At 45.0% G+C, this 13,360-nt stretch carries 10 protein-coding genes; 3 read left to right on the top strand and 7 right to left on the bottom strand.

Annotated features, from left to right (window positions below):
• The first annotated feature begins 53 nt into the window (after positions 1-53).
• Positions 54-2,600: a bifunctional diguanylate cyclase/phosphodiesterase gene (locus NB463_RS05480; protein ID WP_258430445.1), complete on the top strand. Its 2,547-nt coding sequence runs from the start codon at positions 54-56 to the stop codon at positions 2,598-2,600.
• Positions 2,601-2,747: 147 nt separating this feature from the next.
• The gene (add, locus tag NB463_RS05475; protein WP_005395038.1) at positions 2,748-3,752 is read left to right on the top strand and encodes an adenosine deaminase; all 1,005 of its coding nucleotides are present in this window, start codon (positions 2,748-2,750) and stop codon (positions 3,750-3,752) included.
• 69 nt (positions 3,753-3,821) lie between these two features.
• Here the strand turns inward: add and hemN are convergent, their stop codons facing one another.
• The 5 genes from hemN to NB463_RS05450 all read right to left on the bottom strand — a co-directional run bounded on the left by hemN (position 3,822) and on the right by NB463_RS05450 (position 8,532).
• Positions 3,822-5,213: an oxygen-independent coproporphyrinogen III oxidase gene (gene hemN, locus NB463_RS05470; RefSeq protein WP_048624602.1), complete on the bottom strand. Its 1,392-nt coding sequence runs from the start codon at positions 5,211-5,213 to the stop codon at positions 3,822-3,824.
• A 184-nt stretch (positions 5,214-5,397) separates the two neighbouring features.
• Entirely contained in the window at positions 5,398-5,886 is a 489-nt protein-coding gene (locus NB463_RS05465) for a DUF2489 domain-containing protein (RefSeq protein ID WP_005379254.1), read from the bottom strand.
• A gap of 7 nt (positions 5,887-5,893) precedes the next feature.
• Positions 5,894-6,436: a Der GTPase-activating protein YihI gene (gene yihI / locus NB463_RS05460; RefSeq protein WP_005394455.1), complete on the bottom strand. Its 543-nt coding sequence runs from the start codon at positions 6,434-6,436 to the stop codon at positions 5,894-5,896.
• The gene (locus tag NB463_RS05455) at positions 6,436-7,074 is read right to left on the bottom strand and encodes a class I SAM-dependent methyltransferase (protein WP_258430452.1); all 639 of its coding nucleotides are present in this window, start codon (positions 7,072-7,074) and stop codon (positions 6,436-6,438) included. The genes yihI and NB463_RS05455 overlap by 1 nt, the downstream gene beginning before the upstream one ends.
• Before the next feature lie 840 nt (positions 7,075-7,914).
• Positions 7,915-8,532: a c-type cytochrome gene (locus tag NB463_RS05450; RefSeq protein WP_005379248.1), complete on the bottom strand. Its 618-nt coding sequence runs from the start codon at positions 8,530-8,532 to the stop codon at positions 7,915-7,917.
• A gap of 159 nt (positions 8,533-8,691) precedes the next feature.
• Here NB463_RS05450 and yihA point away from each other — a divergent pair, with 159 nt between their 5' ends.
• A complete protein-coding gene (yihA, locus tag NB463_RS05445; protein ID WP_005394452.1) occupies positions 8,692-9,351 on the top strand; it encodes a ribosome biogenesis GTP-binding protein YihA/YsxC in 660 nt (219 codons plus the stop codon).
• A gap of 507 nt (positions 9,352-9,858) precedes the next feature.
• On the opposite strand, the gene NB463_RS23995 is transcribed toward yihA, so the two are convergent.
• Positions 9,859-9,906, bottom strand: a complete 48-nt coding sequence (locus NB463_RS23995; protein WP_438356636.1) for a hypothetical protein — start codon at positions 9,904-9,906, stop codon at positions 9,859-9,861.
• 193 nt (positions 9,907-10,099) lie between these two features.
• Positions 10,100-12,886, bottom strand: coding sequence for a DNA polymerase I (gene polA / locus NB463_RS05440; protein ID WP_258430457.1), 2,787 nt, complete (start codon positions 12,884-12,886; stop codon positions 10,100-10,102).
• Positions 12,887-13,360: the final 474 nt, after the last annotated feature.

Here is a 13,360-nt window from a genome sequence, read left to right as displayed (position 1 = left end):
TTAACAAAAATATCAGTACAATTGTGGCGCACCACCATCTATGTGATTAGGCAATGTCTACTGCTACGACTCAAATTACACTGCGTACCGCTGTTCTCATTCCATTTGTCATGATCTTCTTACTGGCGATCGGTGTCATTGTCTACGTCCAAAAACAAAGCTACGAAGAAGTGGTCACAGATATCAGCGACAAACAACTTTCCGTGTTAACCGAAAGTGTCCACGACCACCTTAATAGCTATCTGCGCAAGCCGTTTACTGCGGTTATGGCTCTCGCGCATAACGTCAGCTATCACAACCTTTATCACCCTCACGACACCTCAGATATTCAAAGCTACCTGCTGAGTGCATTCAAAAACCTTTACCAATCGATACCGCAGTTGGATGTCATCGCATTTGGTTCAGAAAGCGGTGACTTTGCCGGGTTCCGCCGCGAGCTTTCCGACGATTACACCTTAATGGTTCAAGATCGATATACCGATGGTGATCTGATTATTTATGGCACCAACCATGTGAGTAATAGCATTCGAACGGTTATCTCTCCATACGATCCTCGCACTCGCCCATGGTATACGCCCGTCGCAGAGACTCAAACCTCGATGTGGTCTGAGATTTATACGAATGCCGATGAACGCCAGGATATTACGCTGTCAGCCATGACACCGGTGTATAAACACGACCAATTTGCTGGCGTGTTGGTGACAGACATTCGCATCAACACATTTAACGAATTTCTACGTGAGTTAAAATACAACACCAAAGCTTCGGTCTACATCATGGACCCAGATCATCGTTTAATCGCTCACTCAGGCCCGGGAAGCGTTATCTCATGGGGCACAAAGTTTTCTGATAAAGGGCAGCGTTTGTTTGCGGCTGAAAACGCAGATCCGATCATCAAAATCAGTGCGAGCCGCGTTCGGTCGTTTGATCTCAACAATACTAAGCAACCTTACACCTTTTCATTTGAGCATGACGGCCAACGTATTTTCAGCCGACTAACCCCATACCGAGATCAAAACGGTTTAACATGGTTTATTGGCACCTCTATATCTGAATCCGAGTTGCTGGGTACATTGCCGAAAAGCCAACAAAAGAGTTGGCTGGTCGGGTTTATCGTCAGCTTATTTGGTATCGCCATCAGTTGGATCATTTTCAACCGAGTCACCAGACCGATTAACGCGACGGCCGACGCCGCCCAACACCTTGCGAATGGCGATTGGGACAGCAGTATGCCAAAACCTGGTTATGTGTATGAGACAACGGTACTTGTGCATGCCTTTAATGAGATGACGAGTAACCTCAGAGCCTCATTTAAAGCGTTGCGTGAGCAGTTGGTTTATGACTCTCTGACACGCTTATACAGTCGTCAGGGCTTGGTCGAAATCTGTGAGAACCAATCTCACCTGTGCCACGGCAGTTTATTTTTACTTGGTATCAACAAATTTAGAGATATCAACGACAGTGTGGGTCATCATAACGGTGATCAACTGTTGGTCAGCATCGCAGAAAGGCTAAAACAAGAGTTTAGTGATAACGCGTTACTGGCTCGGATTGGTGGTGATGAGTTCGCAGTGTTTCTCTCAAACGCCGATACTGAAGCCCAAGTTAAACAAACCGAGCGTCGATTACAGCAACTCTTTTCCACCCCATTTATGGTGGAAGGCGAGAATGTAGTGATGAAGATTTCACTTGGCATTGTGCAAACCCAACCAAATGAAACCATGCCGCTGTGGCTTCGCAACGCCAGCATCGCATTAAGCTACGCCAAGCAAGACTCACTGACCGGTGTCTGTCATTACAGCCCTGAACTGGCAAGCGCTTCAAAGTTCCGCACCCAAATGCTGACTAAGATTCAAACTGGCATCGAAAACCAAGAATTTGTCCCTCATTATCAACCTATTGTGGATCTCGCTAGTGGTAATGTGTGTGGCGCAGAAGCGCTGGCGCGCTGGCACAGTGACTCAGGAATGGTGTCACCACTAGATTTTATTCCAATCGCAGAAGAAAGCGGCATGATCAAAGCCATTGGCCAACAAATTCTATTACAAGCTTGCCGCGATACATACCAAGCCATTCAAAGTAATCAGTGGCCATCAGACTTCCAACTGCATGTGAACATCTCCGTTAATCAACTGTCCTGCCCTGATTTTGTCGATACGGTGACCAACGTATTGGATATCACAAAATTACCCGCCAGTAACCTAACACTGGAGATCACCGAGTCGCGCATTATTGATAGCGCACCAACCACACTGGAAAATATGACCAAACTGCGTGATATGGGGATTGGTATCGCGATCGATGATTTCGGTACCGGTTACTCATCACTGGGTTATCTTCACTCACTGCCATTTACTTGTTTGAAGATTGATCGCACCTTCATCAATCAACTCACGCAAGAAAACTTAGACAGTTCGGTCGTTGCTGCGGTCATCAATATCACCGCGGGCCTCAAAACCAATGTCGTCGCAGAAGGCGTAGAGGATAGCAATCAAGCACAATTACTACGCTCTTTAGGCTGCAACCAAGTGCAAGGCTTCTATTACAGCCGTCCAATGCCACTAGAAGAGTGGCCAACACATTTGGTTAACATGAAGTAGAAAAGAGCGAGAATCGTTGATTTCCTAGTCATCCTCTACTGACAATCTACCTAACTGTTATTTATACTTAACTGCAAATCTTACCCATGTATTGTCACAGATGATGTTTGGGCCCTGTTCCAGTTCATAACTATCCGGATCGACATAATGATAACGAAGAACCTTCCTCTTACTGATTTGCACCGCCACCTTGACGGTAACATTCGTACTAAAACGATTCTTGAGCTTGGCCAAAAATTTGGTATTGCTCTGCCAGCGTACGATATTGAGTCTCTAACTCCTCACGTTCAAATTGTCGAAGCGGAACCCTCTCTTGTAGCTTTCCTTTCTAAGCTCGACTGGGGTGTTGCGGTACTGGGCGACCTAGATGCGTGTCGTCGTGTGGCGTACGAAAACGTGGAAGACGCACTAAACGCTCAAATCGATTATGCTGAACTGCGTTTCTCACCATACTACATGGCAATGAAACACAAGTTACCAGTAGCGGGTGTTGTTGAAGCAGTCGTGGACGGTGTGCAAGCGGGTATGCGCGATTTTGGCGTGAAAGCCAACCTGATCGGCATCATGAGTCGCACATTTGGCACCGACGCATGCCAACAAGAACTGGACGGCATTCTGAGCCAAAAAGATCACATCGTTGCCGTCGACTTGGCGGGTGACGAACTGGGCCAACCGGGTGATCGCTTTGTGTCTCACTTCAAGCAAGTACGCGATGCTGGCCTTGGGGTAACGGTTCACGCTGGTGAAGCAGCAGGTGCAGAGAGCATGTGGCAAGCAATCAATGAGCTGGGCGCAACTCGTATCGGACACGGCGTAAAAGCGATCCACGATCCAAAACTGATGGATTACCTAGCAGAAAACCGCATTGGTATTGAGTCTTGCCTAACATCAAACTACCAAACAAGCACGGTAGAAACGTTAGAAAACCACCCTCTCAAACAGTTCCTAGAGCATGGCGTTCTTGCGTGTCTGAACACTGATGATCCAGCGGTAGAAGGCATCGAACTGCCATACGAATACGAAGTAGCGGCACCAGCAGCTGGTCTGAGCCAAGACCAGATTCGCCAAGCGCAAATCAATGGCCTTGAGATTGCGTTCCTTTCAGAAGCAGAAAAAGCGGAACTGAAAGCAAAAGTAAAAGATCGCGCTTAAATCCAGCGAAAACATAAAAAAATGCCAGCATCTGCTGGCATTTTTTATATCTTGAATCGGCGTCTATGATTAGATAACACGAGAGAATTGTTGCTGACGCGCCTTCGCTCGCAGGTACTTATCGAAGCTCATACAAATATTACGGATCAGCAAACGACCTCGCAGTGTCACACGAATTTCATTGTCATCCACTTCCACCAGCTCATCGTTGATGAAGGTCTGAAGTAGCTGCAAGTCTTCTTTAAAGTACTGATCAAACTTCACTTTAAACTCAGACTCAATCGCTTTCTTGTCTAACTTAAAATTACAGATCAGCTGCTTAATCACTTCACGACGGAGCAAGTCATCAGAATCCAGCGAAACCCCTTTCCACAGTGCGTGACGAAGTTCGTTGACTTGAGCGTAGTATTTCTTCAGCTCTTTCTGGTTTTGCGCGTATGCATCGCCGATCATCGAGATTGCAGAGACACCAAAGCCAACCAAATCACATTCACCTTGTGTGGTGTAGCCTTGGAAGTTGCGATGCAAAATACCTTCGCGCTGAGCAACGGCAAGTTCGTCATCAGGCAATGCAAAATGGTCCATACCGATGAACTGGTAGCCAGCACCAGTCAGTGTCGCGATGGTATCTTGCAGAATCGCCATCTTCTCTTCTGCTTTAGGCAGATCTTCGTCTTTAATCTTACGCTGCGCTGCAAATAGCTGTGGCATGTGCGCGTAGTTAAACACGGACAGACGGCCCGGCTGCATTTCCAGTACTTGTTCTAACGTCTTGGCAAAAGAGTCTTTGGTTTGCTTTGGCAAGCCGTAGATCAAATCTAGGTTTGTCGAACGGAAACCCAACTCTTTTGCGCGCGCAACCATCGCAAAGATGAACTCTTCATCTTGCTCACGGTTCACCAGTTTTTGCACTTCTTTGTTGAAGTCCTGAACACCGATGCTCAAGCGGTTAAAGCCTTCGCTACGCAGGTGATCCAACATGGTGATCTGAATTTCACGCGGGTCAACTTCGATACTGATTTCAGCATCACTGCTAAAGGTAAACTCTTGGCGCAACAGGCTCATTACGCGTGTAATTTGCTTTTCAGAAAGGAACGTTGGCGTACCACCACCAAAGTGCAATTGCGTTACCGTTCTGCCCACCAATAAGGCTGCACGTTGACGAATCTCATGCTCAAGCACATCGAGGTATTCGTCCGCTTTGTGCGAGTGGCGCGTGATGACTTTATTACAACCACAGTAGTAACAAAGCTTGTGACAGAACGGAATGTGTACGTACAGCGATAATGGGCGGTCTGGGTACTGAGTGCATGCCATATCATAATCAGAAATGGTGAACGCTTCATGGAACTCCAGCGCCGTTGGGTACGACGTGTAGCGAGGACCGGAATAGTTGTACTTATCCAATACCGCTTGATCCCAGACGATTTGCTGCTTCGATTCAGTGTGTTGATTCGACATGGTGGTACTTTCCGTTAAATGCTAGGGCAACGAAAGCCGTCACCCGATATTCAGAGCCGCTATTTTGCCATACGACGATGACAAGCGTGGCAACGCCGACTGGCTTTTTAATTATAAAACTAAAGAAGTGCTAGCGTGATCACGATACCCCCAGCAGTCATAAGGAAACCATTGGGGGTAACTATTAAATCATCTGAATATTGATTTGATTATTCAGTGGCTGGACGTTTTTCTGCAACACTTTGAGCTCTTCAATGATCGCATCAGTGAGGCGGCTTTCCGCTTTATGACGCGTCAAGTTCTGTTGCATACGCTCTTTCTTGGCAAGTTGTTGGCGTTCTTCACCACGCGCCATATCTTTCACGATATGGTAAAGCTCAGAAATTGCTGGGTACGTTTTATCGAAATCGACACGGTCTTCACCTTGTACATAATCCATGATGTTATACACACGAATACTGATTTCAGATAAATCGCATTGGCCTTGAATACCCGCCTGACACAAGGTATGCACATTCTCAAAAATGTTGGCGTTACGTTTATCTATCGCCAATTTTTGATGCTTTAGCTGCAATTCCTTTTGCTTTTTCAATTGAAGCAGAAGGTAACCTGCATAAGAAGCAAGTGCGATGATAATCACAACACCAGCAATAGCTAATAAGGTTACATTCATAGCTTAATTATCCTTTGTAGTCGTCGAAGTTAATGTCGTCGAAATCTGCCAGCAAGTCATCATCATTGCGCGTGCTTTTCTCAGCAGGAGCAGTGAAGTCTTCCTCTTCTTCAGGTTCCAACAAACCTAGTTGGTCCATTAGCTTCTCAATGCGGTCGAGCTTCTCATCGACGTATTTCTGTAGACCTGTGCCTAGGTTTTCACCCGCTTCAATACGGTCTAGCAACACGTTCAATTGCGCATCATTTTCTAGCATCTCTAGTTCTTGCTCTGCCGACAAACGACGCTCTTGCTTCGTCATTTTCTTCGCAGGCTCAACAACCAGAGGAATTTTCTTTTTACTGCCTAAACGCGGGTCGCGGTTTTGTGCAGCAGCTTGCTTTTTCTGCTCGTTAACTTCTGAGTTACGGTTACCCGTTTTCAAGCCTTTGCGCTTTTTAGCACGCTTGCGTAGGCGGCCTTCCACATCAGATTCTGTACGGTTACGAGTTACAACAAACTCAGGTGCGCCAGCGGCACCTGGCTTTCTAGATTTTTTACTACGGCTCATTACTGGGGTTTCCTCAGTAAAATTACATCATTACCAATAAATTCGAGTTCGAGCTTATCCCGCTCTGCTAGGAACTGGAACGTGTCACGACTAAAGAACACTACATGAGTGAGATCGTTCTTATAATGCCATGATTTGAAAGCCTCCACGTCGATGACCATTTTCGTCATCAGGCCTATCCAGCCCCCTGGCTTAACTAAATTCAACCATTGCTTCCACACCAAATCTGGGTGGTAGAGGTGCTCTATCACCTCTGTTGCTGTCATGAAGTCATACGTTTTTTCTAAAACCGACGTATCAGGGTGGTAGTAGAGATCGTACAACGCCATGTTGTGCCCCGCCTCTTCCAGCATCAAGGAGAGCGTTGGGCCAGGACCACAACCAAAGTCGATACCATTTGATTGTGGAGAAATTCGCTCTGTGATCGGGTCAGCAATACGCGACAAAAAGCGTCGGTAACCTAAATCTTCAGGGTTGTTCTCATGCAAATCATAGTGAGCTTTTTCGGTTTCCGCATCCAAACGTTGGTCTGGATTCACAAACACCAAACTGCACTGCTCACATTGAAGATATTCACGTCGATTATCTTCAAAATAGTGGTGAGTACGCTGATTTTGGCATAAAGGACAGGTATGCATGCTGACTTCCTCAAACAGGGATGCGAAACATACCAGAAAGTGAACTCAGATTGGAGTGTTACTGAGCATTTTTTCAGCAATTTATGTTAAAAAACTTTGTTTACAACCCATCGAAGTAAATAAGTGCAGTAATCGTAATTCAGATTGCGACTTACCAAGGGAAAAGAATATAAAAAAAGCGACAGTCAGACTGTCGCTTTCTAAGTGCCATCAATTGGCGAAACTGTGTTGCACACATTTGGTGCACCAATGATCCCTTTGTTTTTCGAGCTTTCCCTGCGAAAAAGAGTTGTTTTTCATCTTCCTGATGAGTTTTGGCTATCCGTTTACTTCCTGTCTACTGAGCAACTTCCTGTGCCTGATCCGTTTCACTGTCTTAACCGTCAGACGAGATGACCATCCTTATCAGATAGGCTCCCTACCTATCTAAATCCCTTTCTAAATCACCAAGCATCCGAGCTACATCCTTGGAGACCTAAACCGTGGCCTTAAATCCTTACATTCACCCCCTGTGAACAACTTCTACTTTACGCCATCCCGCGATGCTCACAAGTAATGGGTTGAAAAAATAATCCGCCTATTTTTATAAAAATATCAAAATTATCATTTAATCAAAAACTTAAAAACACTAACAAGAAAAAGCCAACCTCAAGTATGGCAAATGTCTCACAAACTACCGAGCTAACTATCGCTTTCGCATCCAAACTCGACTGTGATATCTGTCACGAACAAAAATGCCCTAGTGGATTCACTAGGGCATTTTTGTACAAGTTGCTCGAACGATGTAGGGACATCTACCCAATAAACTCAAGATGCAGGATCTTGAGCGATTTAGGTATATTAGTGCAGACCGCCAACGTATTTAGACAGCACTTCGATATCTTCGTCTGTCATTTTCTTCGCGATGTCGCGCATCATGGCATTCATATCATTACCACGGTCGCCATCACGGAATTTTTCTAGCTGAGCTTTGATGTAGTCAGCATGCTGACCAGAAATTTTCGGGAAACCTGAAAGCTCAGTACCATTGCCACGAGGACCATGACATGCAATACATGCGGTTAGGCCACGCTCGGCATCACCAGCGGTATAAAGCGTTTTGCCTTTTGCTACCACATCTTCAGGTGTTGAGTTTTCTGAAACTGGTAGCGAAGCGTAGTAAGCAGATAGGTCTGCGATATCTTCATCGCTCAGTGGCATTGCCATACCACTCATTACAGGATCGTAACGACCTTGTTTACCACCACTTGTCATGCCTAGCTTAAGTTCTTTTAACTGCTTCTCAAGATACTTAGCGTGTTGGCCTGCGAGTTTCGGGTACGTTGTTATTGCACTGTTGCCATCTGCTCCGTGACAGGCGACACAGGTTTGTGATTTTGCTTTACCAGCCTCAATATTACCTTGGGCCCATACTGAGCAACTGGCTAAAAGACTCAAAATTAGCGCTAATTTCTTCATGACATTCCATTATAATTATCAAGCTTCCAGTACCACGGAATGTGAACATACCGCGTACACTCATGGTACAATAGGCGACCTTATGCCGAGCACGGTTATTTTACACATTTTCACAAAAAAGTAATCAATCGACTACACAAAGTCGAGATGGAGTTAACAGTGAGCGTAAAAATTCATTACCAAAATACGCATTTCATCACCAGCGCACCCGATATTCGTCACCTACCGGAAGACGAAGGTGTCGAAATTGCGTTTGCAGGACGCTCAAACGCTGGTAAATCGAGTGCACTTAACCGTCTAACTAATCAAAAAAGCTTAGCCAAGACATCAAAGACACCTGGTCGTACGCAATTAATCAACCTTTTCAAAGTAGAAGAAGGTTGTCACATTGTCGATCTACCTGGATACGGTTTTGCTCAAGTACCGGTAGAGATGAAAAACAAATGGCAGAAATCTTTGGGTGAATACTTACAGAAACGCGAGTGCCTAAAAGGCTTAGTGGTTCTGATGGACATTCGTCATCCAATGAAAGATCTCGACCAGCAAATGATTTTCTGGGCCATCGATAGCCACATTCCTGTGCAAGTTTTGCTAACCAAAGCAGATAAACTAAAAAGTGGCGCACGCAAACAAACCCTGCTGAAAGTTCGCAAACAGGTGGAAACTTTCGGTGGCGACGTTTCCGTTGATGTGTTCTCTTCCCTTAAAGGATTAGGCGTTGATCAGCTGCGCGCAAAACTGGATACCTGGTTTGCACCGGCGCTCGCGCACCTGATAGAAGAAGGCGAACTGGATACCCCAGCAAGCGACGAAGAATAATTAACAATATTTGTTAAATTTTTTCGACACGGCCCTACCATTTGGTGGGGCTTTTGTTTATCTGAGCTAAATAACAGGCAATAAAAATCCCCACCTTCCTGGCAGGGATAACGGGAGAGAAAAATTGGTAATTATTGTTGTGTGACGAAGCATTGCTGAACTATCGGAGGATTTCAATAGCTTAAAAAGCCGCCTAACTTTAGCTTTCGCTTAATTAACTCACAACCATAACCAATAAAGAAAATACAATTCAACAAGTTAGACAGAAACCTTCCCATTTTCCCTTCAACTTAGTTTCCTTCAAGAAAAAATCATAGTGTGATTGGCATAAATTTACAGACTGAATAGTTTGCGAGTTTTTGAAGAAAATTGGAGTGTAGGCAATAGGTTAAAGATGGGAGAAATATAAAGACAAGTCGTTACCAACCCAACACATTGAACAAAAAGAAAAATTTTCTTTCGCCCAATAAAAAACGCCCCAGTCAAAAGCTGACTGGGGCGGCTGAATCAGCCTAATCCAATAACGTGAAACAAAAGGTCTGAAAGATAGAACATCTTACCTCTGTACCCTACGAGTACTAATGTACAACAATTGGTCAGAATTGCAAAGAATTTTTGTAGTTTTTTTTCATGAAATTTTTATTAAGCAACATCAAAGTTAACTTTGCGCTAGCTTTTTTAATCGCAAAAAAAAGCCAGCGTTTGTGCGCTGGCTCATAATTAATTGGTTATTTTGGTCTAAAAGTGACTAATGAGCTTGATCCCAGTTGTCACCGTGCCCTGCTTCTGCAACCAACGGTACTTTTAGCTCTGCTGCAGATTCCATCAATTTCTGTACTTTACTTTCAATTTCGGACAATGATGACTCTTCAACTTCAAAGACCAATTCATCGTGTACTTGCATTAACAACTTCACACGGCCATTGCCTTCTTCCTGAATCCACTGATCAACCAACAGCATCGCTTTCTTAATGATGTCCGCAGCTGTACCTTGCATCGGTGCGTTGATTGCGGCACGTTCAGCAGCTTTACGACGCATTCCGTTGCGCGATTTGATTTCTGGTAAATGCAAACGTCGACCAAAAATCGTTTCTACATAGCCCTTATCTGCAGCCGTGCTGCGTGTGTCTTCCATGTACTGCATCACGCCAGGGTAACGCTCAAAGTATTTATCCATGTAGGCTTGTGCTTCGCCGCGAGGGATACCAAGCTGCTTCGCCAAACCAAATGCACTCATGCCATAGATAAGCCCGAAGTTAACGGCTTTAGCACGGCGACGCTGCTCACTGGATACTTGTTCAATATCCAGACCCATAATTTCTGCCGCAGTTGCCGCGTGAATGTCTTTACCATCACGGAAGGCATCCAATAACGCTTGGTCGCCAGAAAGGTGCGCCATGATGCGCAGTTCGATTTGCGAGTAGTCGACCGCTAAGATTTTATGGCCAGCTGGTGCGACAAACGCTTGGCGAATACGACGGCCGGCTTCGTTACGAATTGGAATGTTCTGTAAGTTCGGATCAGTAGAAGATAGACGACCTGTTGCGGTTACCGCTTGATGGTAAGAAGTATGCACACGCCCTGTTGTTGGGTTGATCATCTTCGGCAGCTTATCCGTGTACGTCGATTTAAGCTTCGCCAAACCGCGATATTCCAAAATCAATTTTGGCAGTGGGTAATCTAAGGCAAGCTCTTGTAGCACTTCTTCATTCGTCGATGGTGTACCTGATGGCGTTTTCTTCACCACCGGTAAACCCATTTTTTCAAATAGGATGGCTTGTAATTGCTTTGGCGAGTTCATGTTGAACTCTTGCTCTGCAGTTTCATACGCTTTCTTTTCAAGCTCATCAAGGCGAGCGGTAATCTCTACCGACTGCGCACTCAGCTTCATTTCGTCAATAAAGACCCCGGTGCGTTCAATGCGCGAAAGAACTGGCACCAACGGCATTTCAATCTCTTCGTACACAGTCTTCAGGCTTTCATCCTGCTCGATATTCGCAAACAAGCGATTGTGCAGACGAAGGGTCACATCCGCATCTTCTGCCGCGTATGGCGATGCTTGTTCCAACTCGATTTGGTTAAATGTAAGCTGATTTTTGCCTTTACCTGCAATTTGCTCAAAAGAAATGCAACTATGTTGTAGGAAGCGAAGCGCCAAGCTGTCCATATCGTGTTTACCGCCGACACTGTTGTAAATGTACGATTCCAACATCGTGTCGTGCTTGATACCTTTTAGCTCAATATCATAACGAGCCAATACAGACGCATCATACTTTAAGTTTTGACCAACTTTTGCTTTCGCTGCATCTTCAAGAATTGGCTTAAGCTGTTCTAGAACCCAATCACGATCAAGCTGTTCAGGTGCATCTAGGTAGTCATGTGCAACAGGCACATAAGCGGCAATACCTTCATCGACAGCGAATGACAAACCAACTAGGTTCGCTAGCATGTAATCTAGGTTGTCGGTTTCCGTATCAAACGCAAACAACTCGGCCATTTGAAGTTTGTCTAGCCACGCATTGAAGGTTTCTTCATCCAGAATCGTTTCATATTGGCTACGGTCGATTGTCACTGCGGAAGTTTCCATCTCGGCATGAGAAGCAGAGGCTTGAGCAGAGCCAGCAAGCTCAACAGCTTCTACCGATCCAGAACCGCCTTCAAGTAGCTCGTTCAACCAAGATTTAAACGTCAGTTGACCATACAGCTTCACTAGTTCGTCTTTATTTGGTTCCGCTTTCAGCAGTGATTCTGGCGTTTCTTCAAGTTCAACATCCAATTTAATGGTTGCGAGCTCGTACGACAGCATGGCATTTTCTTTGTTATCGATGAGCTTCTTCGCCATGGTTTTAGAACCACGGAAACCGAGCGCAGCAATGTCATCGAGATTTTCATACAGCTTAGTCAGACCGCCAATACCTTGCAGTAGTGCAGTCGCTGTTTTGTCACCCACGCCTGGTACACCAGGGATGTTATCTACTTTATCGCCCATCAGCGCTAGGTAGTCGATGATTAACTCAGGTGGAATGCCAAACTTTTCAACCACACCTTCACGATCCATCACGACGTTCGTCATGGTGTTGATCAAGGTAATATTATCATCCACCAACTGCGCCATGTCTTTATCACCAGTACTGATCAATACAGGCATGCCCTTTTGTGATGCTTGATGCGCCAACGTACCAATGACGTCATCTGCTTCGACACCAGGAACGCAGATCAGTGGTAAACCCATCGCGCGAATAACATTGTGCAATGGTTCAATTTGGCAACGCAGATCATCCGGCATTGGCGGACGATTAGCTTTGTATTCTGCATACATATCATCACGGAAGGTTTTTCCCTTCGCATCGAAAACCACCGCGATGCGCTCAGACGCAAACTGACGCATCATGCTGCGTAACATGTTCACGACACCGTAAACGGCATTAGTTGGAATTTCACCATTACTCATGGTGCCCGGGTAGGCGTGAAAAGCGCGATATAGGTAAGAAGAGCCGTCGATAAGGATCAACGGATTTTCAGGAATACTTGCCATAATTGTCTGTATCCAATTCAGTACTTGAGAGATCTGCCTAGGATGCCATGACTGCTGATCCGAATCTATCTTGTTCGCTCGATCTAGGTCGCGTAAATTTTTCGATTTTATTCACGAAGACAACCTCACCCTGTGGATAACTCTGTTTATAGAAATTATCCACTGGTTATCCAATGATAGAAAACACAAAAAACACACACGGTAAGTTATTGTTTTTAAATATTTATTTTATAAAACGGCGAGAAGATCAACGATCCTTAAATGATCATCGTGTGTGGAAAAAATACGAATAGTGACGTCAAATAGAAATCGTAGAAAAGAAAAAAGCGACCCGAATGGGGTCGCCTAGCAGAAGTGGTAAAGCAAATTCTGTAAATAGAGCAGCTTAACCAAGAAGCTATAAATTACACTGGAAGCAATGTGAGCAATGTCGTGTCAAAAAGAATTCGTGCAAGTTCTCGGAAAAATGTTTCA

Source organism: Vibrio sp. RM-41-2B (assembly GCF_024744415.1).
GTDB lineage: Bacteria > Pseudomonadota > Gammaproteobacteria > Enterobacterales > Vibrionaceae > Vibrio > Vibrio diabolicus.
Note: the sequence above shows the minus strand (reverse complement) of the source record. Positions and strands in the feature narration are given on the sequence as shown.

What these genes read in the sequence shown, in the direction of transcription:
- add (WP_005395038.1), top strand. Translation starts at nt 2,748, where the DNA reads ATGATAACGAAGAACCTTCCTCTTACTGATTTGCACCGCCACCTTGAC.
- hemN (WP_048624602.1), bottom strand. Translation starts at nt 5,213, where the DNA reads ATGTCGAATCAACACACTGAATCGAAGCAGCAAATCGTCTGGGATCAA.
- yihI (WP_005394455.1), bottom strand. Translation starts at nt 6,436, where the DNA reads ATGAGCCGTAGTAAAAAATCTAGAAAGCCAGGTGCCGCTGGCGCACCT.
- NB463_RS05465 (WP_005379254.1), bottom strand. Translation starts at nt 5,886, where the DNA reads ATGAATGTAACCTTATTAGCTATTGCTGGTGTTGTGATTATCATCGCA.
- polA (WP_258430457.1), bottom strand. Translation starts at nt 12,886, where the DNA reads ATGGCAAGTATTCCTGAAAATCCGTTGATCCTTATCGACGGCTCTTCT.
- NB463_RS05455 (WP_258430452.1), bottom strand. Translation starts at nt 7,074, where the DNA reads ATGCATACCTGTCCTTTATGCCAAAATCAGCGTACTCACCACTATTTT.
- NB463_RS05480 (WP_258430445.1), top strand. Translation starts at nt 54, where the DNA reads ATGTCTACTGCTACGACTCAAATTACACTGCGTACCGCTGTTCTCATT.
- NB463_RS05450 (WP_005379248.1), bottom strand. Translation starts at nt 8,532, where the DNA reads ATGAAGAAATTAGCGCTAATTTTGAGTCTTTTAGCCAGTTGCTCAGTA.